This window comes from Rhodococcus sp. BS-15 (assembly GCF_000813105.1).
Taxonomy (GTDB): Bacteria; Actinomycetota; Actinomycetes; order Mycobacteriales; family Mycobacteriaceae; genus Rhodococcoides.
Genome location: NZ_BAOX01000032.1, coordinates 1 through 21,232 on the forward strand (window position 1 = coordinate 1; position 21,232 = coordinate 21,232).

General features: G+C 62.7%; 24 protein-coding genes, 1 tRNA gene and 1 pseudogene. 15 read left to right on the forward strand and 11 right to left on the reverse strand.

What is annotated here, in order from left to right; all coding sequences use genetic code 11:
* Positions 1-137: 137 nt before the first annotated feature.
* Both RHBS_RS06535 and RHBS_RS06540 read right to left on the reverse strand, forming a co-directional pair.
* The gene (locus RHBS_RS06535) at positions 138-482 is read right to left on the reverse strand and encodes an FmdB family zinc ribbon protein (RefSeq protein ID WP_128645197.1); all 345 of its coding nucleotides are present in this window, start codon (positions 480-482) and stop codon (positions 138-140) included.
* Positions 404-1,231 carry a 5-formyltetrahydrofolate cyclo-ligase gene (locus tag RHBS_RS06540; protein ID WP_128645198.1) on the reverse strand — a complete coding sequence of 276 codons (828 nt, stop codon included), beginning with the start codon at positions 1,229-1,231 and terminating at the stop codon, positions 404-406. The genes RHBS_RS06535 and RHBS_RS06540 overlap by 79 nt, the downstream gene beginning before the upstream one ends.
* Before the next feature lie 107 nt (positions 1,232-1,338).
* Here RHBS_RS06540 and RHBS_RS06545 point away from each other — a divergent pair, with 107 nt between their 5' ends.
* The 6 genes from RHBS_RS06545 to RHBS_RS06570 all read left to right on the forward strand — a co-directional run bounded on the left by RHBS_RS06545 (position 1,339) and on the right by RHBS_RS06570 (position 6,563).
* Positions 1,339-2,292 carry a UTP--glucose-1-phosphate uridylyltransferase gene (locus RHBS_RS06545; RefSeq protein WP_128645199.1) on the forward strand — a complete coding sequence of 318 codons (954 nt, stop codon included), beginning with the start codon at positions 1,339-1,341 and terminating at the stop codon, positions 2,290-2,292.
* A gap of 33 nt (positions 2,293-2,325) precedes the next feature.
* On the forward strand, positions 2,326-3,585 hold the full coding sequence (gene glp, locus RHBS_RS06550) for a gephyrin-like molybdotransferase Glp (protein ID WP_032395737.1): 1,260 nt from the start codon (positions 2,326-2,328) through the stop codon (positions 3,583-3,585).
* A gap of 72 nt (positions 3,586-3,657) precedes the next feature.
* Positions 3,658-4,305, forward strand: a complete 648-nt coding sequence (locus tag RHBS_RS06555; protein WP_128645200.1) for a GNAT family N-acetyltransferase — start codon at positions 3,658-3,660, stop codon at positions 4,303-4,305.
* A gap of 150 nt (positions 4,306-4,455) precedes the next feature.
* Positions 4,456-5,325: a gephyrin-like molybdotransferase receptor GlpR gene (gene glpR, locus RHBS_RS06560; protein WP_128645201.1), complete on the forward strand. Its 870-nt coding sequence runs from the start codon at positions 4,456-4,458 to the stop codon at positions 5,323-5,325.
* A 55-nt stretch (positions 5,326-5,380) separates the two neighbouring features.
* A tRNA-Ala gene (locus RHBS_RS06565) sits at positions 5,381-5,456 on the forward strand.
* A gap of 387 nt (positions 5,457-5,843) precedes the next feature.
* Positions 5,844-6,563: a hypothetical protein gene (locus RHBS_RS06570; protein ID WP_128645202.1), complete on the forward strand. Its 720-nt coding sequence runs from the start codon at positions 5,844-5,846 to the stop codon at positions 6,561-6,563.
* Positions 6,564-6,628: 65 nt separating this feature from the next.
* On the opposite strand, the gene RHBS_RS06575 is transcribed toward RHBS_RS06570, so the two are convergent.
* The 8 genes from RHBS_RS06575 to RHBS_RS06610 all read right to left on the reverse strand — a co-directional run bounded on the left by RHBS_RS06575 (position 6,629) and on the right by RHBS_RS06610 (position 14,408).
* A complete protein-coding gene (locus RHBS_RS06575; RefSeq protein WP_128645203.1) occupies positions 6,629-7,627 on the reverse strand; it encodes a Fic family protein in 999 nt (332 codons plus the stop codon).
* A gap of 277 nt (positions 7,628-7,904) precedes the next feature.
* A complete protein-coding gene (locus RHBS_RS06580) occupies positions 7,905-8,462 on the reverse strand; it encodes a DUF2220 domain-containing protein (protein WP_187298399.1) in 558 nt (185 codons plus the stop codon).
* Complete coding sequence (locus tag RHBS_RS32095; protein WP_128645205.1) at positions 8,357-9,058, reverse strand: DUF3322 domain-containing protein; 702 nt, start codon at positions 9,056-9,058, stop codon at positions 8,357-8,359. The genes RHBS_RS06580 and RHBS_RS32095 overlap by 106 nt, the downstream gene beginning before the upstream one ends.
* Positions 9,051-9,416 (reverse strand): SbcC/MukB-like Walker B domain-containing protein, encoded by a 366-nt coding sequence (locus RHBS_RS32100; RefSeq protein ID WP_128645218.1) that lies wholly within the window; start codon positions 9,414-9,416, stop codon positions 9,051-9,053. The genes RHBS_RS32095 and RHBS_RS32100 overlap by 8 nt, the downstream gene beginning before the upstream one ends.
* Entirely contained in the window at positions 9,394-10,812 is a 1,419-nt protein-coding gene (locus RHBS_RS06595; RefSeq protein ID WP_128645206.1) for a hypothetical protein, read from the reverse strand. Before RHBS_RS06595 ends, RHBS_RS32100 begins: the two co-directional genes overlap by 23 nt.
* Before the next feature lie 20 nt (positions 10,813-10,832).
* Complete coding sequence (locus RHBS_RS06600; RefSeq protein WP_128645207.1) at positions 10,833-12,332, reverse strand: ATP-binding protein; 1,500 nt, start codon at positions 12,330-12,332, stop codon at positions 10,833-10,835.
* Positions 12,325-12,930, reverse strand: a complete 606-nt coding sequence (locus RHBS_RS06605) for a DUF4194 domain-containing protein (protein ID WP_121870644.1) — start codon at positions 12,928-12,930, stop codon at positions 12,325-12,327. Before RHBS_RS06605 ends, RHBS_RS06600 begins: the two co-directional genes overlap by 8 nt.
* Complete coding sequence (locus tag RHBS_RS06610) at positions 12,927-14,408, reverse strand: DUF3375 domain-containing protein (protein WP_128645208.1); 1,482 nt, start codon at positions 14,406-14,408, stop codon at positions 12,927-12,929. Before RHBS_RS06610 ends, RHBS_RS06605 begins: the two co-directional genes overlap by 4 nt.
* Before the next feature lie 538 nt (positions 14,409-14,946).
* Here RHBS_RS06610 and RHBS_RS06615 point away from each other — a divergent pair.
* The 9 genes and pseudogenes from RHBS_RS06615 to RHBS_RS06650 all read left to right on the forward strand — a co-directional run bounded on the left by RHBS_RS06615 (position 14,947) and on the right by RHBS_RS06650 (position 20,791).
* Complete coding sequence (locus RHBS_RS06615) at positions 14,947-15,789, forward strand: glycosyltransferase family 2 protein (RefSeq protein ID WP_121870642.1); 843 nt, start codon at positions 14,947-14,949, stop codon at positions 15,787-15,789.
* Positions 15,786-16,430 carry an acetyltransferase gene (locus RHBS_RS06620; protein ID WP_237669052.1) on the forward strand — a complete coding sequence of 215 codons (645 nt, stop codon included), beginning with the start codon at positions 15,786-15,788 and terminating at the stop codon, positions 16,428-16,430. The genes RHBS_RS06615 and RHBS_RS06620 overlap by 4 nt, the downstream gene beginning before the upstream one ends.
* A gap of 193 nt (positions 16,431-16,623) precedes the next feature.
* Positions 16,624-16,770: pseudogene (locus RHBS_RS32105) on the forward strand (glycosyltransferase); the annotation flags it as partial.
* A 67-nt stretch (positions 16,771-16,837) separates the two neighbouring features.
* Positions 16,838-17,461, forward strand: coding sequence for a glycosyltransferase family 2 protein (locus RHBS_RS06630; RefSeq protein WP_272913846.1), 624 nt, complete (start codon positions 16,838-16,840; stop codon positions 17,459-17,461).
* A 371-nt stretch (positions 17,462-17,832) separates the two neighbouring features.
* On the forward strand, positions 17,833-18,285 hold the full coding sequence (locus RHBS_RS06635) for an effector binding domain-containing protein (protein ID WP_128645210.1): 453 nt from the start codon (positions 17,833-17,835) through the stop codon (positions 18,283-18,285).
* Positions 18,285-18,719 (forward strand): effector binding domain-containing protein, encoded by a 435-nt coding sequence (locus RHBS_RS06640; protein ID WP_128645211.1) that lies wholly within the window; start codon positions 18,285-18,287, stop codon positions 18,717-18,719. The genes RHBS_RS06635 and RHBS_RS06640 overlap by 1 nt, the downstream gene beginning before the upstream one ends.
* 190 nt (positions 18,720-18,909) lie before the next feature.
* Positions 18,910-19,584, forward strand: a complete 675-nt coding sequence (locus tag RHBS_RS06645) for a ScbR family autoregulator-binding transcription factor (RefSeq protein WP_187298403.1) — start codon at positions 18,910-18,912, stop codon at positions 19,582-19,584.
* A gap of 85 nt (positions 19,585-19,669) precedes the next feature.
* The gene (locus RHBS_RS28820) at positions 19,670-19,813 is read left to right on the forward strand and encodes a hypothetical protein (RefSeq protein WP_236745355.1); all 144 of its coding nucleotides are present in this window, start codon (positions 19,670-19,672) and stop codon (positions 19,811-19,813) included.
* Positions 19,814-19,888: 75 nt separating this feature from the next.
* On the forward strand, positions 19,889-20,791 hold the full coding sequence (locus RHBS_RS06650) for an SDR family oxidoreductase (protein WP_128645212.1): 903 nt from the start codon (positions 19,889-19,891) through the stop codon (positions 20,789-20,791).
* On the opposite strand, the gene soxR is transcribed toward RHBS_RS06650, so the two are convergent.
* The gene (gene soxR, locus RHBS_RS06655; RefSeq protein ID WP_128645213.1) at positions 20,707-21,207 is read right to left on the reverse strand and encodes a redox-sensitive transcriptional activator SoxR; all 501 of its coding nucleotides are present in this window, start codon (positions 21,205-21,207) and stop codon (positions 20,707-20,709) included. The genes RHBS_RS06650 and soxR overlap by 85 nt on opposite strands.
* Between the last annotated feature and the right edge of the window lie 25 nt (positions 21,208-21,232).

Sequence of the window (21,232 nt, forward strand, 5' to 3'; positions counted from 1 at the left end):
GATGCGATCGAGCAGCGTCGAGTCGAGTCGATTCTTACCGGCAGCCATGGCCGAAACGCTATCGCCGCCGAAGGCGTCTCGGACGCCGAAAAGGCCGGGCTGTGGATAACGGCCCGGCCTGTGGATGAAGCGGAAAACTACTGGCTGGCAGCAGCTTTCGCGGTGGACGAGGAGGACGAAGAGTTCGACGACGACGAATCGGAAGATTTCTTCTCGGCGGGCTTGGACTCGGACTTCGAGTCCGACTTCGCGGCCGCCGCATCGGACTTCTTCTCGCCTGCGCCCTCGCTCGAGGTGCCCCCGCCACCGCGGCTGTCGGTGCGGTAGAAGCCACTGCCCTTGAAGACGATGCCGACGGAGTTGAACAGTTTGCGCAGCTTGCCCGAGCACGCGGGGCACACCGTCAGTGTGTCGTCGGTGAAGGACTGAACGATGTCGAAGCGGTTGTCGCACTCGGTGCATGCGTATGAGTAAGTGGGCATCGTGTTTCCTCCGCGCTGGTCACCGAGGAAATTCGCCGCTCTGCTGGCCGAGGCCGAACCACGCCGGTGTCTTGTCTGTTCGTCGAAACTGTCGAAACTGGGGAGAGCATTAGCACTCTACAGTCAGGAGTGCCAACGAATCGAATCGTAGCGTTATTCCGTACCCAAGCGTACGAGCCGCTGCCGGGGGTCAACGCGTGCGTCACCCGTCTGTCGTGCGGCTCGGCGGGTAGCCGATCGACCACTTCGCTCTCGCGCACCACCGCGACCAGCATGGCGTCGGGTCTGCACAGGTCGAGGGTGCGGTCGTAGAAGCCCGCGCCTCGGCCCAACCTGGTTCCGCGCCGGTCCACGGCCAGCGCCGGAATCAGCACCAGAGAGCACGCCGACACGGCGTCGGGATCGAGCGTCGGTCCCGACGGTTCCAACAGCCCGAACGGGGCCGTCACCAACGACTCGCGTCCGGCATACCGAGCCCAGCGCAACGGACCCGGCTCGTGCGCACTCGGAAGCAGAACGGTCGACCCGGCCGCGGCCATCGCGTCGAGCATCCGAAAAGAACCCGGCTCCCGGCCGACGGGAACGTACGCGGCTACGACCTGGTGTTCGGCCGCCAACTCGCCGAGGACATGACAGAGTGCAGAGGACTCCATTGCGCGTTGCGCACCGTCGAGCAGTCGGCGTTCGGCGAGAACATACTTTCGCCATCGATCCTTGGACGTGTTCTCCGTGAAATCGGGAACGGTCACAACGATTCGTCCTCCCTTCCTGTGCTGTCGTTCAACGATATGCACTCGGGGGTAAAACGCAGCACACGGCGAGCAGATCACCAGAAACCATGGATAGGGTGAGCACCATGACAGAAGCCGTTACAGCGACGACCGCCGCCACGCCCGTGCATTTCCGCACGGCCATCGTTCCCGCAGCGGGCATGGGTACCCGGTTCCTGCCGGCCACGAAAACCGTTCCGAAAGAACTGCTTCCGGTGGTCGACACTCCCGGTATCGAGCTCGTCGCAGGCGAAGCCGCAGATTCCGGCGCGCAGCGACTCGTGATCGTCACGTCCCCCGGCAAGGACGGCGTCGTCGCCCACTTCGTCGAGGACCTCGTACTCGAGAACAAGCTCGAGGCCAGCGGCAAGCTCGAGATGCTCGAGAAGGTGCGGGTTGCTCCCGGTCTCCTCGACGTCCAGTCGGTCATTCAGCACGAGCCGCTCGGACTCGGGCATGCCGTCGCCTGTGCCGAGGAAGTCCTCGACGACGACGAGGATTCCGTTGCCGTTCTGCTTCCCGACGATCTGGTGATGCCCCGCGGTGTGCTCGACGTCATGGCCCGCGTGCGCGCCAAGCGCGGTGGCTCGGTGTTGTGCGCCATCGAGGTCCCCGACGACAAGGTGTCCTCCTACGGCGTCTTCTCCGTCGAGATCGTGCCCGACGCGGTCAACCCGAACGTCCTCAAGGTCACCGGTATGGTCGAAAAGCCCAAGCAGGAGGACGCCCCGTCCAACCTGGCTGCCGCGGGCCGTTACCTGCTCGACCGCTCGATCTTCGACGCTCTGCGACGGATAAAGCCCGGTGCAGGCGGCGAGCTGCAGCTCACCGACGCCATCGCGCTGCTCATCGAAGAAGGCCATCCCGTGCACGTGGTGGTGCACCGCGGATCGAGACACGACCTCGGAAATCCCGGGGGATACCTGCGCGCTGCGGTTGACTTTGCTCTACAACGTGACGACTACGGCCCAGCGCTGCGCGAATGGCTGAACGAACGCTTGAGCGACAGCTGGGCACCGGAATTGACCACGTACGAATAGCATCGCGGGTCGATGCCATAGAGGAAGGGCCAGATGCGCTCGGTCGAAGATCAGCAGACCCGGGTGACCGCCGCGGCGGTGGCTCCACGGCCTGTTCGGGTCGCCATCTCGGAAGCACAGGGCCTGCTGTGCGCAGAAGAAGTGGTCACCGAGCGTCCCCTTCCCGGTTTCGACCAGGCAGCTATCGACGGCTACGCCGTACGGAGCGTCGACGTTGCGGCCGCGGGCACCGACCTGCGCAACGAGGACGACGAACGCATCGATCTGACGCTTCCCGTCGTCGGCGAGGTGTCCGCCGGCTCGCGTCAACCCATCCGGTTGCAACCGCGTCAGGCAGTGCGAGTCGACACCGGCGCGCCGCTGCCGACACTGGCCGACGCGGTGTTGCCCCTGGATCGAACCGACAGCGGTCGTGCCCGCGTCAAGGTGTTCCGTCCGGTGCGCTCGGGCGACTACGTCCGCAAGATCGGCGACGACGTGCAGCCCGGTGACGTGGCGGTCCGCGCAGGCACGATCATCGGCGCAGCTCAGGTGGGACTGCTCGCAGCCGTCGGGCGCGACAAGGTGCTGGTGCATCCGCGGCCGCGTCTGTCGGTGATCTCCGTGGGCGGCGAGTTGGTCGACACCGATCGCACCCCCGGGCCCGGTCAGGTATACGACGTCAACTCGTATGCGCTGGCCGCCGCTGCGCGCGATGCCGGAGCCGACGTCAACCGCGTCGGGATCGTCAGCACCGATCCCAAGCGACTGCGCGAGGTGGTCGAGGGTCAGCTGATTCGATCCGAGATCGTGGTCATCGCCGGAGCAGTGGGCGGCGGCGCGTCGGACGGTGTGCGCGAGGCGCTCGGCGAACTCGGCGACATGGAAGTGGAGCGAGTTGCCATGCACCCCGGATCCGTCCAGGGCTTCGGTCAACTCGGGCGCGACGAAGTACCCACCTTTCTGTTGCCGGCCAACCCCGTCAGTGCGCTGGTGGTGTTCGAGGTCATGGTGCGTCCGCTGATTCGCATCGCACTCGGCCGACGGCAGCCGATGCGACGGACCGTCACCGCCCGAACCGTCGCGCCGATCACCTCGATCGAGGACCGCAAGGGATTCCTCCGCGGCCAGCTCATGCGCGACGAGGGAACCGGCGAATACCTGGTGCAGGCCCTCGGCGGCGCACCCGGATCGTCCTCGCACCTGCTCGCGACACTCGCCGAGGCGAACTGCCTGGTCGTCATCGATCCCGAGGTCACCGAAATCCGCACCGGCGAAGAAGTGAAGGTCTCGTTCCTCGCTCAGAGAGGCTGACGCCAGTGGTTCGGTTAAGTGCCGCCAGGGGCACTTATGCGCACCACTGCGCGTAGCGCATAACATCGACGGATGCCGCGAACGTGGTCGAGCCACCCAGGTTGGCCGGCGAAATTGGGTCCAGTGAGAGTGGCCGGCGGAACCGTCACCGTGCGGCCGGTGCGGATGCGCGACGCGGCCGCCTGGAGCCGGATTCGCACCGCGGATCGCGCCCACCTCGAACCGTGGGAGCCCAGCGGAGAAGGCAGCTGGAACTCTCGGCATCACATCTCCTCGTGGCCGAGCCTGTGCTCGGGTCTCAAATCGGAGGCACGCAAGGGACACATGCTGCCGCTGGCGATCGAGGTCGACGGCGAGTTCTGTGGCCAGATCACCACCGGAAACATCGTGCGGGGAGCACTCCGGTCGGCCTGGATCGGGTACTGGGTGTCCAAGGAGGTCAACGGCAAGGGCGTGGCGACCGCGGCTCTGGCGCTCGGGCTCGACCACTGCTTCGGTCCCGTCGGACTCCATCGCGTCGAAGCGACGGTGCGACCGGAGAACCTTGCCAGTCAGGCAGTGCTGCGCAACGTCGGTTTTCGCGAAGAGGGGCTGCTCTACAAGTACCTCGACGTCGACGGCGAATGGCGCGATCACAAGCTCGTCGCGATCACCTCGGGTGAGGTGCAGGGCACCGTCGTCGATCGGTTGGTTCGTGCGGGTCGGGCTGCGTGGGCCTGATTTTCGCTGCTGCGGCACGAGCACTCGTGTTGTCAAAGTGACAGGAGTGTAATTCGGGTCGGCGCGTCTGCGTCGTTCTCGTTCCTCCTCCGCATAGCCTGAGGACGTCTTTCACTGTCGCCGTCGTCCAAGGGGAGGAGAACAACGCCGATGCCGAACTCGATCATCTGGATCGGTCTCGTGGCCGTCTGGCTCTTCGTTCTTCTGCCCATGCTGATGACCAAGCGTCCGCAGATCATGCAGACCACGGACGCTGCGCTCACCACGCGCGTGCTGCATCGGGGTGGCACGAAGCGAAAGCAGCGCGGCCCCGCGACCGGTCACCGCAGTGATCCCGACTGGCGACCGGAGGACGACCTGCGAGTCTCCGGGCCGGCCCGCGAGATCTTCGGCCCCACGATTGCGACTGCTCGCCCAGACTCACCCGATCTACCCGGTACCGCGGAGGACCCGATGGACACTCACGCAGCAGACAGCGACCTCGATCGCGAGGAACCGGACACGGATGCACCGCGTGGGAGTTCGCCCGCGCACGAACCCGGTGTGGTCGACGACGATTTCGTTCCTCGCCGACGCGGCCGCGGCGGTTTCGATCCCGAGGCCGATGCGATCGCCAGGGCCGCGCGGTACGCGTTTCGACAGCGCGCAGTTCTGGGGCTGGTCTTCGCGGCGATCACCACCGCAGCCCTGGCCTTCATCATCTCCCCGACGGTCTGGTGGCTGTGTGGACTGTCGGTCGCCGTCCTCGTCGGTTACCTGTACTACCTGCGTCGTCAGGTACAGATCGAGGAAGAGGTGCGCAGGCGCCGGCTCACTCGGATGGGCCGATCCCGTCTCGGCGTGGAATCGGAAACCGACGACGAGCTCGAGCTCGTTCCCCAACGACTGCGTCGCCCCGGCGCAGTGGTGCTCGAGATCGACGACGAGGATCCCGAGTTCGAGCATCTCGATCACTACGAGGAGCCGTTCCAGGCACGTCGTGACGAGGACCGGGACTTGCGCAGAGCCCAGGGCGCGTAGCCACCGTCCGACGCGGCTTTGCTAGAGTTACCCAGTCGGTCGGCATGACGGCAAAGGGGCTGTGGCGCAGTTGGTAGCGCGTCTCGTTCGCATCGAGAAGGTCAGGGGTTCGATTCCCCTCAGCTCCACCATAGAGTCCGTACTTGAACCGGCGACCGAATAGATGCCGGCGAGGGTGGATTCAAAGAAGTTATGTTCATGACCAGGAACTTTCGCAAAGCGGGAGTCCCTTTGGTTTGGCACCCTTGCCGGCTGACCCTACCCCAAAGTTGTCGCACGAAAGATGGTCGCGGCATTCTCGATGTCGTCGAACGGTGGGTTCAGCTCGTCGCTGACGCGCCCTCCTAGCTGATAGCCGATGAAACGGCAAAACCTCTGATTCGAGCTTCGTTCTGCAGTAGCGGTGCCCGAAGCCTGTTCGTGCACCAGGTGGTGGTTCTGCGGCGATGCATGTTCGTCGTGATGTCGGTGCTGGCTCCTACGCTGAGCGCTACCAGCGAACTACTCAGGAGCTTCTCGTGACGAACGCACAGTACATCGGCGACAACAGCAACGGTAACCAGCAGATCCGGGCGGACGGCGACGTTACTGCCTCGCTTACTAAAGACGGCGGCATTAACATTGGCGGAGACAACCACGGCGTCGTGATCACCTCGGTGCCGAGGGCGGAGGAGCCGCGGTACACCTTCGACATCACCAAGAAGACGCGGATCCCCACCCCGGCCGCGCTGATCGGCGTCGTCTCTGGCCTGATCACGATCGCTGGGTTCGTCACGGGCGGCTTCTCGATCAAGCAGCTCGTCGATGTCTTCGTGTCGGGCAATGGCGTCGACCTCACGAGTGGGACGCCCAAGGGGTACTGGTGGCTCCTCGTCTCGATCCTCGCGGTCGCCATTGGCATCATCGGTTGGTCGTTTTTCCGTTTTCTCCGCCGGAATGTGCTTCGCCTTCCGAAGCGGTGGTGGTTCTTCCGTGGCTGGGCGGGTATCAAAGAGGAGAACGGCAGGACGTACCCATATTCGCTTCGTCTCGCGATGTGGTGCCCGAAGTGCAAGAACCAGAAGCTCCGTTTCCAGCAGATTCCGGCGACGTGGGTCGATTTCTACGACAACACGGGCAAGCGCACCAAGCGCGACGTAACGAAGTGGGCATCGATGGCTGTCTGCCCTCGGGACGAGGCGCACTCGATAGCGGTCGATATCTCGGGCAACGATTTTGACGACGCGCTTCCGAGATAATGGGCATTGCACTCGAGGTTGCTGACATCGATACCGCGAACGCCACGTGCTGGTGTGCCGGGGTTCTATCTCTTGACACGGCTGGTCAAGTACTCATCAACCCACTTCCGGCTTGACCGCCACTGGCCATCTGGCCCCTTGTGGGCCTTGAGCCTGCCTCGGTTTGCCGCGACCCGCAGGGTGGTGCTCGACGCCTCACCGTTGGCCAAAGCCGCTAAGGGCACGATCTTCGAGGGACCCGCAACAGCGGGGACGATGAATTGATGAAGATTCTGGAGGATGGCCCGTGCGATGAACTCACCCAACGCCCCAACATCGCCGTTGTCCGCCCTGGCCAAAGCCTTCAAGTATTTGCTTCGGTCACCTTTGTAGATGATTGCGGGTGGGTAATAGGACCGAACCAACAACAGATTTAGAACCAAGCGTCCAGTTCTGCCGTTTCCGTCGAGGAATGGGTGAATGTACTCGAAGTCGCGGTGTAGCTGCGCGATCTCCTCTGGGAATTGCTCTCCCCGGGCCTTCAGCTTGTTTGCCCGGTCGACCCATCCGCGAATCTCGGCGTCGATCAACGTCCAGGAAGGGGGTTTCATACCGCTCGAGAACTGCGCGATCTCGTGCCGTCGAAATGATCCCGGTCTTTCATCTCCTCCGGCATCAGGGTGGGGTGCGACGTCCCACACGGGCTGCATGACGAGCTGGTGAATGTTGCGGATTTCGTGAAGTGTGATGATTGACCCCGGTGAGAAACTGGAAGGCTGAATGCCTTCCCGATAGACCCACGTGGCCGCATCGGCGTACCCTTTTACCTCGTTGTACTCTTTGAGCGCTTTGCCGCCGACTGCACGTCCTTCCTTGAGGAGCTGTTCGACCTGCTTGATCACGAGGGTGTTGCCCTCGATAGCAGTCGAGTGGTGTGCTTCCGCTGTCCAGATGTCGTCCCAGATGTCTGCTGCTTCGTCGGGGGTCGGCAAGCCGCCCAGCCGAAGCCACAACTCCTCAATTTGAGTGTCCAGGGTCAGGTAGATGTCAGACCGAGCTGGTCGACCGCTTCCCTTACCACCCATGATTAGCCAGTGCAACGTGTACGCTTGTCATAATAAAAGCGTACCGTACACACTATCGATGTATGTGCAGGTCAGAGGGCCTTGGTGTATGTACACCCGGGTCAAAGCGATCAATCCAATTTGTGTCGCAAATCACCGTAGCGGGAGGCTAGGTATCGGACACGTCCGCAGCACATTCCTGGGTGGGCGGCGTTGCACGGTATGCGGGATCGGAAGTACTACCAAAACCAGAACGATGAAGACCAGCGATCACGGGCGTGTGGCTGCCTAATCCGAACTATGCGTCTGTAGTGGGCGCACAAGACGGCAATGGCCGGTCTCGTATCTGGTTTGCGACGACGTCCATCGGGATTCGTTCCTGCTCCAGTCTCAGCCCCTCACTTCGTAGCAGTGTCAGCGCCGCGAGTTCACCGGCGGTCAACAGAGCGGCGTCCACCGGTTCGACGGCTGGGTGTGGCACCGCGAGATCACGCCAGCCTGCCAAGGTGGCGAGGTCCATGAGCAGGCTCTCGCAGGAACGTCTCCCTCGGAAGCGGGCCAAGATGGCGAAACCGTCGGTGTCCAGATCGCCCCAATAGAGCACGTTTTGAGCGTTACGCACCCATGGGAAGTCGGCAACCGCCAGCGCATGGCCGCCCCACCCGAACACGGCGATGGTATCGGGTAGGTCCGGCAGTGCTTCAAGCGTCTGCAGGTTTTCGACGACGAGAACCCGCGGCGGTGCCAAATTCAGAGCCGACAGCTCTCGGTCGGATGCCGCCACCAGGCGTGGAAGTCCCTGGCGCAGCGTGGGATCGAGGATTGCGATCGCACGCAGCAGCTCGCGCTCCCGCAAGCCAGGTGCTCGGGTATGCCGAGCGGGACGGCGAGCGATGTCACGGCTGCCCGGTGGGTGCCGAGCCATTTGGTGTCGACGCCAGGAATGGGCAACTGTCGAATCAACAGCCCGGAGGCCGGGTTCTGCCGCAACCAGTTGAGTATGGCCATGAGTCGATCGAAGTCGGCGTCAGTCAACGAGTTCCAGTGCCGGAAGGAGACAGGCAGCGCATCGGTCCATGGTGGCCGGTCGTCGAGGGCACGTAACCTAGCCAGCCGCATATTGACAGTTCGCCAACGCTCAGTGGCACCGGCTGTGGCGGCGATCGCTTCAGCCCCACCCAGTGTCACCGACACCGGCAGCAGTTGCCGACCCAGGCTGGGCCAATGCCGCTCCTCCCAACGGATCTCGAGGTAAGAACTCTGCCATGCCCGTACCCAGGCTTCGACTGTCGAGTGGTATGCGGCGACGAGTGCCTCGCTGGGGCTGCCGAGTCGCACCGTCAGCGGTGAGGCGGCAGCACCGAATAGCCAGGACTTGAGATTTCGGTCCAGGCTCCGTCGCGCCTTTTCCACGACATCGTTTGGCAGCACTAGTTTCGGAGGGTCAGCCATCGGCGGCTTCGCTGATCGAGGCAACTCCTAGTCGGGACGCCTTCGAATCTCGGATCGAGACGGTGGCAACTCCGCCGACATACTCTTGAAGGGTTCGGATCATCTTCAGAGGTGTGGCGAGAACGAGGTGAAAACCGAACTGGTCGAATACGCCTGCCGCCCGGCGTGTGTACTCGGGGTCGGATCGGTCGAATGCCTCGTCGAGAATGACTGTGCCGTAACTTGGCAGATCGCCGTCAGGTCCGACCAACTGGTACCGAAGTGCCGCGGCGAGGCAGAAGAACACCAGTTTTTGGGCCTGCCCGCCGGACAGGGCGTCCGAAGAGTCATGGTGATTAACCGCCCTCCCTTTCAGTATCGACCTCGACGCCTACGAACGTGACATGGCGACGGGTGTCGAGGCAGCGAGTACGCCAGGCGACGTCACTGGGATCCGATGAGCCGAGCCGAGCCAGCAGCTCGCGTATCCGCTGGAAACGCTGTTCCTGGGCCGCTCTGTTATCGGCGAGCAGCGACCGGTCCTGCATGCGTGCGATGGACGCGAGGAATTCGGTCACGTCGGGGTGCTGGGAGTCTCGAACATCGATCGTCAAGAAGCGGCCGCGGTCGAATTCCGAACGCTCCAGTGAGGAATTGACCTCATCGATTCGTCTCCGGATCTCACCGGGGGCACGGCGAATTCGCATCGCCAACGTGCCCAGGTTCTGGTTCGATTGCCGATCATTGAGCTCGAAGAACCGATTCTCCACGCTCGGCAGGTCGTCCGCGCGCAGCCGGCGTAGGAAAGCCACGGCATCATCACCATAACCGTGTGCGACGGCAAGTTCGGGATGTGCCCACTGATTCAGGTACTGCCGCAGCACAGTTTCGATGTCGTGCTGTGCTTTCATCAGCTCCTTCTCCGCCATTGAATGGGCGGCTTGAACCTGCTTCGCCACAGCCCTTTCTGCGGACTGGAAGCCCCCTATCCGCAGGGAGGCCCGCCGGCCGTCGTCGAACCGGGCGCGATATCGAGCAGTCAGTTCATCCGATGGATTCGCAGTTCGCGCCGCTACCTCGCGTAACTTATCGATCCGCGCCACGACCTGGTCGGCATGTTCTTGCGCAGAGCGCAGTGCGTCGCGCGCGTGAAGGTATGCGTTTTCGGCATCAATCGACGAATCGCGTGCCGAAACGACTGCTGCCTCCAATCGGTCGATTTCCGCATCACCACGCAATGCCGCGAGACGTTCGGCGATATCCAGGCGATGATCCTCGGCACTCCGCAGGTCGAGCTCGTCCCACTGTATCGGCGCAATGCTGGGGGCCGACACAATACGGTCCCGGCGATTCCTGGATTCCGAACCTGCCGCCGTGGCGCTCTGGCGAGCGGAGACGGCGACGGATTCCGCGCTGCGTAATCCGTCGCGCAACGCCTGGAGCTTGGTGTCATTGCTGGTGCCGAGCACGTAGTTGCGGCGGTCGCCGATTGCACCCCGGTCATCCTTGATGTGGCGGTCGCCATTGCGGGTCTGGCCGGCGCGGCTGACCGCACGCTGGTGCTTGCCGAGGTCTCGGGCATCGTCGACCCGGCGGTAATCGAATCGGGAGGTGAGCTCGTAGTGCAGCCAGAGCTGCCACGGCGATTCGGCGATCCTGAGCACACTGACGATCGATTCGCTATCGACGGCCTGCACACGGTGTGTGCGGTGCAGATCGACCCGCCGCCACACCAGCCGGGTACCGAGGTGGGCGGCGTCGACGGCGGACGCCACGTCATCGGCGTGCTCGCCGGCTACCAGTAGAGTCCGGCCCAGTCCGCCGAGCACCCTCTCGCTGCGCCCTCCCAGCTGGGGTCGGTGACATCGATGAGCTCGCCCGCAAACGGCAGTGAACGCGCCGGCAGGCCAGTCGCCTGCATGATCAGCGCTCGTGCATCCAACAGCTTGGGGTCGATGTTCGACTTCACTTTCGCCAGTGCGGCGATCTGCTGTTTCAGCTCGGTGACACCCTCCTCGGCGCGAGCCGATGCCAGCATCAGGGCGCCGTCCGCTGCGTCGTGCTCAGCGGCCTTTGCTACCAATTCCGCTGTTTCACTGGCAATCTGGGACTGGATGGTTGCGAACTCATCGGCAGTGTCAGGCACCGTCGCACCCCAGGGGAGCAACGCGACGTCCAACCGGTTGCGCTGTGTCACGACTCGCTCAACCCGCTCAGCGGCGTGGCCGAGGGCGTCGGTGAGTTCGCGCAGGGACTGATTCCCGTCGCGGGCGCGCTCGGCATCCTTGAGGGCAGCCGCGGCGTGCTTATGCGCGGCATGGGACTGCCTTTCACGGGTAGCCGCGTTGGCGTGTGCCGCATCGGCATCGGTGTGCCAGCCGCGCGCAAGGTCGAGCTCGAAGTACGCGGCCAGCCCGTCAAGGGCGGCCTGTTCCTCGCCGAGCTCACGGGTATCCCGATTGGCGTGGTCTCGAGTGGTGGTCAATTCCTCGAGCGGTGTGAGCGTAGTGATTTGCTCGCGTGTCTGCACCACTCTGCGGTGCGCCTCGTCCAGGTCGGCGAAGAACTCCACCGCACGCCGCGCTTCCGCAAAAGTCTCCGGCTCGTCCAGCATGTAATCACGGAACAGCCGGTCGAGGCTGTCGAGCCCCTTAGCTGACATGGCGCGATGCAACAACAGCTGGGCGTTCTCATCGGCGATGCCCAAGCGCGCGCGCAACCGCTGCCCGAATTGCGGGTAGCTCTTGTTGTAGAGCGCATCTGGCCAGCATTTCTTCAGCGCTCGGACGTTGATGCCTTCGGTCACTACTTGTCGTAGTTCAGTGATGTCCAGGTGGTGGTCGAACAGCAGGAAGGCACGGCCTGACTCGCCAAGGTCGTTGCTGCCGCGTCTTAAATGGAACAGCGCCACCAACGTCGTGACTGTGTCGACATCACCGGGTCCTGCGGTGGTCATCGTGAGTCCGACTGCGCTCCAGGTGGCTCCCTCCCGCAGGTAGCGGGCCCGCAGCTCGCGTGTATCCGCGTCCGATCCACGTGCGTATGCACCCCGAACGTAGGACGGCACAGTGCGGCCGCGGCCCTGCGCGGCGGCATTGAAACTGAGCTTCGTCGGTGGCACGAGAACTGCGGAGATCGCGTCGAGCAGCGTGGATTTGCCCGATCCTGAAGGGCCTGTGATGAGGAAACCTCGCCGGGCGACGGGCAGGTCGTGGTAGCCGTCATAAGTACCCCAGTTGAACAGCTGCACGCGGGCGAGTCGGTGTTGGCCGTGACGCAGCAGGTCCTCACCCATCGGTGTTCTCGTTCTGCAGACCGTCGCGGCCCTCGAGTAGGCGGCGGTATTCGGCTTCGACAAGGGCGACCTCCTCGGCGTCGAACAACTGTCTGAGCACCGGAGACACCTCGAATCGGCCGGGTGTGTCGGCGGCCGAGACCAGCGAATAGTTCTTCATTTTCTCCCATGATGCGTTGATCCGCTTCCGAAAACCGGCGTCATCGGTGGTGTAGCGGCCGCGGTACGGATCCATGTCCGCCGCGATGTCGTTGTACTCCACGATGACGCGCTGACCAGGTGAGGCCACTAGTAGTTGGTATCGCAGGGTGAGCAGAACCAGGGTGTCCATAAAGGTCAGGGTCTCAGTGCGAAGGACCTGTGGCGGAGCGAGTTTGGGATCGTCTGGGGTGGATTGGGGTCGGGTGAACGCGATGCCGTCGTCCTCATCGAGGACCAAGGTCAAAAACACGTCGGCCAACCGGCGTTCAATCTCATTGCGGTGGGCCAGAATTGCCGACCACTGTTGCTTGTGGATACCGTGCGTGACCACCGGGCCGCGTAGCAATTGGACGAGCGCACGTTTGGCTTCGAATGGAAAGGTCTCTTCGGGGTTCATCGACTGTCCTCGAAATCGCCTTGCCGGAAGGTGATTTCGGGAAGAGTGACAGTGCGTCGCTCCAAAGTAACGCGTTCGGTGTGCTCGACGGTGGTGTCACCATGTTCGGCACCCAAGACCATCAGCCCCACAATGCTGGCCAGGCCTTGCGTAGCGGGATACGCATCGAGCACCTGCGCGACGGTGACCGGCCCATCAGCATGGTGCAGCGTTGCGATGACATTGCCGCGGAGTTCGTCGAAGTCGATGTCGGATTCGCGCGCCTGTGCGGCGAGCTCGGCGAAGTCGACCGCGCCGGTATCGTGCCGCTCGAACTCCGTTGGCACCCGGCCCTCGCCGGGGTTGTGCAATTTGAGCGCGGTGATCGAGCGGATCTGCATGCCTATGCGGGTAAGGTCCAAGCTCACTGGCTTTTCAGGGCGGTGGTGGGCACTGACCTGAACGGCCAGTGACTGGCATCGCTGGATCAGTTGACGTAACCGCCGATGCTCCTCGTACTGGCGAGAAAGCACGAAGTGACGAAGCGACCTCGACAGCAGGAGCATGGTCTGACGCACGGTGGCGGCTTCATCTTCCAGACGCGAGAGCAGCGTTCTGAGGTCCGTCCGTTCCTGTTGCGGGAGATCCTCGGCGAAATCACGGGACAAGATCGCGGCGATCGCCTCCTGTAGGCGGGTAGATTGCTCGGCATCGAGTATCACGTCGTAGAAGCCGTTCACGGAGCGCCCGGCTTCAGATTCGGCAAGCAAGTCGACGCCACGGAACACATTGCCCAAAGTCGCTCCACCGTCGGCCGAGTCGTCCAGGATCTTAGCGCGTAGCTTTCGGCTGAGTTCCTCTATTGTTGATCGCACCCGAGCGAAATCCACGGGCACCTCCCGCGCCAGGCTCAGTGTTTCGGCAACGCGTTCCTTGGCATCGTCCGGGTCCAGCACCGTGAAACTGCCAGTCTGCACCTCGGCGATGCGCAGATCGATCGCGTCCCGTTCAGCGTTCAGCAAAGCGAGGCGGGTTGCAGAATTGGGGTCCGATTCACGCTGGAGGGCGATCAGGTTCGAAGCGATTGAGCCCAGCCGTGATGCCGACGCGGCGCGTTGAGGCGATTCGACTCCGCTCACTATGCCCGCTGCGTTCAGGGCGGCCGCCGACGGTGCGAGCGTTTCGGTACCACGTGTCTCGCCTGGGCGACGAATGAGATAGCCGGCACCCACCCAACCGGAGACGTATGCCGCGGCGGTCGACTCGAACTCCGGAGTGGCCTCGCGGAGCTGCACCAGATCTTCGTCGAGCTCTGCGATTACCTCGGCCGCCGGGCGAACACGTCGCTCGGGCGGGAAGTAGTCCTGGACCACGGCGACGATCAGGCTGCGGTTCGGGCGCGAAGCATGGACACTCCGGTGCCTCCTTGTGCAGGCGCTGATAGCGCAGCACTGACGACGAAATACCCATCGTGTGAGGGTAAGCCCCGGTGGAGACAAGTTCGGCGTGTACGCAGGGGATTACCAGCCTGAGGCTGGTGCCGAGGCATCGGCTGCGCTCGTGCAGTGCTTTGGGCGAGACGGCGTCACATGTGTTGGCGCATGTCGGGCGGTCGATCCGCGAACCGCGGCCGGAGTTGCTCCGGGGATCGTCAGGGTTGCCCGCTTCCAGTGTGACCCTGAGGAGGCCAATCGGAAACCGTCACTCACACGAGTGGCGGTTTTTTCGTTGTCCGGCGACGGCGGAGACGAACGTTACCGTGAAGTGAATTCCACACGGATTTATATCGACGGAAATAGGTCGTCGGTTCGGGATTCGTCTTTCGAAGACGCGAGTCGATGAACTCGAATTGCAGAATTGCCGTGCGAAACCTTCGATTCGAATGCTTGGAACGCCGCGAGCCAACTCGAAGAATTGTTCAGGCCGCTGAGCTGCGGATATGCAATTCGGACAGCTTTAGGCAATTTCTGGAACTTGTCGTAAGTTCGAAGACGTGGCTGCGCTGTATTCAATGTCCGAATTTGTCAGGGGATCGAAATGAACACTCTCAGTGTGGTAATTCCGGTGCTCGACGAGGTCGATCATCTGGGTGAATGCCTGACGCTGCTGCTCGATCAGGGCGACGATATCGACCGCATCGTCGTCGTGGACAACGGGTCGACCGACGGAACGCTTCAGCTGGTGAACAACGTCCGCACGGTGACGAACAAGGTCGTGTTGGTGCACGAGCCCAATCGCGGCGTTGTCCATGCTCGCAATACCGGATTCGACCTGGTGGACTCGTCGATCATCGGTCGAATCGACGCCGATACCCGTGTTCGGCCCGGGTGGGCGCGCTCGATCGTCGATTTCTTCGACGAGCATGCTTCCGTCGCTGCCACGGGTGGCCGCACGTTCCTGTACGAATCACCCTGGGCTCGGCCCCTGGCGTGGATGCATTCGCGCGCCGAACGACGTGAGCCGTCGGTGCGGGCGGCCCTGGCGGTATCGGGCAACAACTTCGCGATTCGCGCATCCGCCTGGCGCACGGTTCGCGGCGCGGTCAGTGAGCGAACCTGCGTCCACGAAGACATCGACCTGTGCCTGTGCCTGGCCGCCGAGCATTTGCCCGTCGCTCAGAACGGTTGGATGAAGGCCTCGGTGTCCGGTAGGCGCGCGACGACATCGCCGGTGAAATACGTCCACTATGCGTTGGCGGGCTATCGCTCGTACCAGGAGCACGGTCTCGCGTCGCGCAAGCTCGGTCGCATCGTGGCCATGGACTGGCTGATGCACACGCTGCGGTGGCCGATCTCGCGACTGTTCGCAGCAGTGCCGTGCCGGGCATTGCCCGTCGACGATCGTGCCGAGTCCGACGAACGGATGCGAGCCGCCGCGTGACGGCCGGCTCGCGTATCCGCGACTGGATGCGTAACCCGTCGGACGTCCGCTGGGCCCTTGTGCAGATGCGTCAGGCCACTGTCGTCTCGTTGGCGAATGCGCCGTTCTTGCCTGCCGTGGTGCGCGCGTCCGTCCTGCGGCCTGCGGGGCTGCGGACAACCGGTCCGTGCCTGATGTACGGCGGTTCCATGATTCAAGGGCGGGCATCGATTCGGCTGGGCACCGGTGTGTTCGTGAACTTCGGCTGCTACTTCGACACAGTTGCCGACATCGTGATCGGTGATCATGTCTTCATCGCCGATCACGTCCGCATTCTCACCAGTACTCACGAGACCGGACCGTCGCGTCAGCGAGCAGGCGAATTGCGGGGAGAGTCGGTGGTGATCGGACCAGGAGTGTGGATCGGGTCCGGCGTGGTGGTGATGCCGGGCGTCCACATCGGTGCCGGATGCATCATCGGGGCGAACTCGCTGGTGACGGGAGACTGCGAACCGGACGGTGTGTACGTCGGCTCTCCGGCGCGCCGCCGCCGGGAGTTGAACGACCTTCCCGCAGCGGAGCAGTGGATCGGGGAGAAGGCCGATTTTCGTGATCGGGAGGCAATGCAGAGATTGATACTTCCGCCGAATTCTGAATTCTGATCCGTAAAGTCCGATTAATTCGACGGGTTCTTTTCTTGAAGTAATGATGTAGCATCGTCGATGTCAGCGGCTCGAAATCAAATGCGTTCACCGTGTAAGGGTATCGAGCTACACGATTGCCAAAAATGTGTCAGGGGTTGGCGTTGTGAATACTCTTTCCATTGTTGTGCCTGCGTTCGACGAGTCGGCTCACATGCGCGAATGCCTGGATGCATTGCTCGTTCAGCGCGATCGCATTCACGAGATCATTGTCGTCGACAACAATTCGACCGACGACACCGCGGCCATCGTCGGAGAATACGCGCGGCGATTTCCGCAGGTGGTTCTGCTGCGGGAGTCCGAGCGCGGCGTCGTGCACGCGCGCAATACCGGTTTCGATCACGCGAGCGGATCGATCATCGGGCCGCATCGACGCCGATACCCGTATCGAGGCCGGCTGGGTGGACTCGGTGCTCGACTTCTTCGATCGCCGACTCGACTATGCCGCAGTCACCGGACCGATCTACCTCTACGACTCCCCGTGGGCGCGACCCTATCGGGCGTTCGTCAACCGTTCCGTGCGGAACAGGCCTTCTGAGCAGTGGGTTTCTGCCGCATCGGGCAACAACTTCGCTATCCGCAGGTCCGCGTGGGAAGCCGTTCGCGCTCGCACGAGCCTGCGTACCGACCTGCACGAGGACATCGATCTGTCACTGTGTCTCAACAAGGCCGGACTGCGGATCGCACAGATCGAGCCGATGCGCGTCGAGGTGTCCGGACGTCGGTTACTGACGCCACCGCTCGAGTACCGGCATTACGTCCAGAGCTCGTATCGCACGTGGGCCCATCACGGGCAGGCCAGTGGTTGGTTGCGCCGATTGCTGATTTCGGACCTGGTTCTGCACACGCTGCACTGGCCCCTGACACGAATTCTGTCGTCGTGCGAATCTCGTATTCTCCCGGTCTCGCATTCCGGAGCGGACATTACATCTGTGCGCGATCTGTCAGGTATTCGCGACGACAGTTTTGCTGCCGCGGTGCGCGGAAAGTAATTCTTCGGCATCATCGTGTGCCCGATTTTTCGGGTGAGAAATGCGGGAATAGTCACGAAAGCGGGTCGTTCGAGGGATCAGCGGTTCGTATGTCGGGTATTCGGCAAGTGTCATGGCCCGAGTGTCAGGGGGCGAGCGCGCACGATGTATGGGGCCGGGTAGGACGCAGGGACCGGTGCGAAAGCCAGGACCCGAGGTTCGCCAGGAGGAACCGTCGGCGGCAGTAGTTGCGGCGATCGAAACGTGTGCGAAGTATGGTTGATCGATTGACGATCCACCTACCAGTCGCGCCGGTAGATTGACGGGCGATATTGTGAACGGGCCGGTTCCGAGCACAGGATCTGCCCCTGCAACTTCTCTACGGAGTGTGAATGTCGTTCGAGATCGTCGACCTCGCTGAAACGTGGGTCGCGGGTCTTCCCGTTCGCAGCCCCAAACGGGCGCTCGGACGCCTCAACGACCCTGCACTCGATCAAGCGTGGTCCGCAGTTCTCAATCAGGAGACCTCCGGTCCGCTCGCTTCCATTTATACCGACTTCGCCCCCGGTATCGGCTCGTACAATACCCAGGTAGTCGGTTATCTGTGTTCTTCGCTCGGTCAAGTGGCGCGCGGACATCTGGTTGCGAAAGTGCCTGCGGCGAAATATGCACGTTTTTCTGCGGTGGGGTATTTCCCCGAGGTTCTCACCCGATTGTGGACCCAGATCGATCATGCCGAAGAGCAGGGCGAGATAGTGCGATCGTTCACCGGCGACTACGAGTGCTATCCGCACGCGTACAAGATCGACCTCTATCTGGCGATCACTGCGCCCGGCGGTTCGTGATGACCTTCCGCGTCACGGCACGCAGCGCGGAGCTGTTCAGTGGGTTGGTGGCACCGCGAGTGGAACCCGGCGCGGAATCGAGTGGCAGCGAGTGGATGCGATTCCTACGAGATCGTGTGCGCGAGAAGCACATCGACGCAACTCAGGTGAGCACGGTGTACGTCCCGGATCCGCACGGAACGGTCAATGCGGTGGTCGCGGTCTCGGTGGACTCGCCCGGTGACGTCGCCGTGGGGGACGTGTTCGTCTCGATACCGACCGGCGTGTTCGCAGTGTTCGTGCCCACCGGAGCATTGGCGGATCCGATCGAGGACGTATGGGCTCAGGTCGACGAGTGCGTTATGTCCGGATCGATATTTCGCGCCTACAAAGAGGAAGTCGAAGTCGTTACAAATACTGGAGAAGTGGAACTTTTCATTTCAATCGTTTTGTAAACGAGCCGTTCTTCATGCAATTGTCACTTTCGAATCACAAAGTCGCCACCGAACCGGTTACTATTGGCGAGCGCTGACAGTCCGATATGGCGAAGTGAATTCCTCGTTCACCTCGATCGGCCGACGGATGGGCAGCGCGCACAGAGCGTCGATGTCATGGCAAGGTCGACAGAGCAGGGGTGTTCGGAACATGGTGAGACAACTCAGGGCAGAAGCCACACGAGCGGCCGCACTGCGCGCTGCAGCAGATCTCTTTCTCGAGGTGGGGCACGCGAATGCCACGCTGAGTCAGGTGTCGGCGCAGTCCGGTGTGACCAAGGGTGCGCTGTACTTCCATTTCGCGTCCAAGGAAGAATTGGCCCGTGCCATCGTCGACGAAGGTCACGAGCGCGTGTCCACCGCGTGCGCCGGCTTGGTCGACAGTCGCAGCCCGGCTCTCGAATCCGTCATCGGAATCTCTTACTCGGTACTCGAACTGGCGGCATCGGACCCCTTGGTTCGCGTCATGTACCGGTTGCAGATGGAGATCGACGGATCCGACACCGCCCGCGGCAGTGTGTTCGGCACCTGGGGAAACATCTTCGAGCATCTCTTCGAGCGGGCCATCGAGCACGGTGACGTGGCCGACCATCTGGACGCGGGCAACGCGGCGTTGCTGGTGTGCGAGATGCTCGCCGGAGTCCTGATGGTGTCCGAGGCGCAGTCGCGTCTCGAGGATGCTCCCTCGCGTATGGAGAAGGTCTGGAACACAGTCCTTCCATCACTGGTGCCCGCCGACAAACTCGCCTACTTCCGCGAATTCGCGGCGCGGAGTCTGTCCAGTTTCGTGCGCGAGAACATCACGTCGGGATCTGTCACCGTCTGAAAATGTCGTGATCTCGGGGTGCTTGCCGCACCCCGGTTTGCCGGGCACACTGTGTGATATGGAACACACAGTGCAGAGACCACGGATGTCGGACAACGAGCTCCGGAAAGCGATCGGCACCCTTCAGCAGCGCGCGGACGACGCACGCAAACATGGTGCCGACGACGATGCTGCGCGCATCGAGCGCACCATCGCCGACTACCGAGACGAGATGTCGCAAAGATTGTGACGACCCTCCCGGTCGTCACCGCGTAGGGTCGAAATCGAACTGACACGTGGCAACCGGTGGGGGATACAAGCTTCGATGGCTACATACGATCTGCGCGGCAAGAAGACGTTGATCACTGGAGCGGGCAGCGGAATCGGCCGGGCAACGGCCATCGCTGCTGCGGGAGTGGGAGCCGAGCTCTTCCTCACCGATATCAACGGCACCGGTTTGGCGGAGACGGTGGATCTGGTCGGTCGCGCGGGCGGCACCGTCAGCCACTCGTTGCCCTTCGATGTGTCCGATTTCGAGGCCGTCACCGCGTTCGCGGACGATATTCACGCCGAGTTCGGCAGCCTGGACGTCGTGATGAACGTTGCCGGCATCTCGGCGTGGGGAACCGTCGAGAATCTCGAGCACCGGCACTGGAAGTCGATGATCGACGTCAACCTGATGGGCCCGATTCACATCATCGAAAAGTTCCTGCCTCCGATGATTGAGGCCGGACGCGGTGGCCATCTGGTCAACGTCTCGTCTGCCGCCGGGTTGATTCCCCTGCCGTGGCACGCTGCCTACAGCGCCAGCAAGTACGGCCTGCGCGGGGTGTCCGAGGTGCTCAAGTACGACCTCAAGCGGCATGGCATCGGCGTCAGCCTGGTGGTGCCCGGCGGGGTCAAGACCGGACTGGTGCAGACGCTTCAGATCGCCGGCATCGATCGTGACGATCCGCGCGTACAGAAGTTGCAACACCGATTCGAGAAGCGTGCCGTGGAACCGTCGGTTGTCGCCGACGCCATTCTCGCCGGAATCGCCAAGCGCAAGTACCTCGTCTACTCCTCGAACGACATCAGGTTCGGGTACTGGGTCGCCCGAAAATTCGCTCCGCCCTACGAGTTCGTACTGCAGAAGGCCAACGATCAATTCTCCAAACTGCTCGAGCCGCGTCGAGTCGAGGGTTCGTCGAAATCGACGTCCAACGTGCGCGCACCCGGCCCCGAATAGGACAGCTCGTCGTGCGGATTGGCCAGTGCGCAGCCGGCCAACGACAGACAACCGCACCCGATGCACCCGGTCAGGTTGTCCCGAAGCCGGATCAATTGCTCTATCCGAGAGTCGAGTTCGCGATGCCATCGCGTCGAGAGCCTGGCCCAGTCCTCGCGCGTGGGCGTCCGCTCGTCCGGTAGCTCGCTCAATGCCTGACGTATGTTCGCCAGCGGGATCCCGACCTTCTGCGAGATCCGGATGAAGGCAACCTGTCGCAGAGTTTCGCGATGGAATCTGCGCTGGTTACCCGAGGTTCGGCGGCTGCTGATCAGCCCTTGTTTCTCGTAGAAGTGCAACGCCGAGACCGCAACTCCGCTGCGCTCGGACAGCTGGCCAGGGGTCAATTCGCGGACGTTCCACTCGGGCATCGGCACGACCTCGACAATACTTCAGGTCCTG

Coding starts and splice junctions, on each gene's coding strand:
- RHBS_RS06535 (WP_128645197.1), bottom strand. CDS start 482: ATGCCCACTTACTCATACGCATGCACCGAGTGCGACAACCGCTTCGAC.
- RHBS_RS06545 (WP_128645199.1), top strand. CDS start 1,339: ATGACAGAAGCCGTTACAGCGACGACCGCCGCCACGCCCGTGCATTTC.
- glp (WP_032395737.1), top strand. CDS start 2,326: ATGCGCTCGGTCGAAGATCAGCAGACCCGGGTGACCGCCGCGGCGGTG.
- RHBS_RS06555 (WP_128645200.1), top strand. CDS start 3,658: ATGCCGCGAACGTGGTCGAGCCACCCAGGTTGGCCGGCGAAATTGGGT.
- glpR (WP_128645201.1), top strand. CDS start 4,456: ATGCCGAACTCGATCATCTGGATCGGTCTCGTGGCCGTCTGGCTCTTC.
- RHBS_RS06575 (WP_128645203.1), bottom strand. CDS start 7,627: ATGGGTGGTAAGGGAAGCGGTCGACCAGCTCGGTCTGACATCTACCTG.
- RHBS_RS32095 (WP_128645205.1), bottom strand. CDS start 9,058: ATGGCTGACCCTCCGAAACTAGTGCTGCCAAACGATGTCGTGGAAAAG.
- RHBS_RS06600 (WP_128645207.1), bottom strand. CDS start 12,332: ATGGGTGAGGACCTGCTGCGTCACGGCCAACACCGACTCGCCCGCGTG.
- RHBS_RS06605 (WP_121870644.1), bottom strand. CDS start 12,930: ATGAACCCCGAAGAGACCTTTCCATTCGAAGCCAAACGTGCGCTCGTC.
- RHBS_RS06615 (WP_121870642.1), top strand. CDS start 14,947: ATGAACACTCTCAGTGTGGTAATTCCGGTGCTCGACGAGGTCGATCAT.
- RHBS_RS06635 (WP_128645210.1), top strand. CDS start 17,833: ATGTCGTTCGAGATCGTCGACCTCGCTGAAACGTGGGTCGCGGGTCTT.
- RHBS_RS06640 (WP_128645211.1), top strand. CDS start 18,285: ATGACCTTCCGCGTCACGGCACGCAGCGCGGAGCTGTTCAGTGGGTTG.
- RHBS_RS06645 (WP_187298403.1), top strand. CDS start 18,910: ATGGTGAGACAACTCAGGGCAGAAGCCACACGAGCGGCCGCACTGCGC.
- RHBS_RS28820 (WP_236745355.1), top strand. CDS start 19,670: ATGTCGGACAACGAGCTCCGGAAAGCGATCGGCACCCTTCAGCAGCGC.
- RHBS_RS06650 (WP_128645212.1), top strand. CDS start 19,889: ATGGCTACATACGATCTGCGCGGCAAGAAGACGTTGATCACTGGAGCG.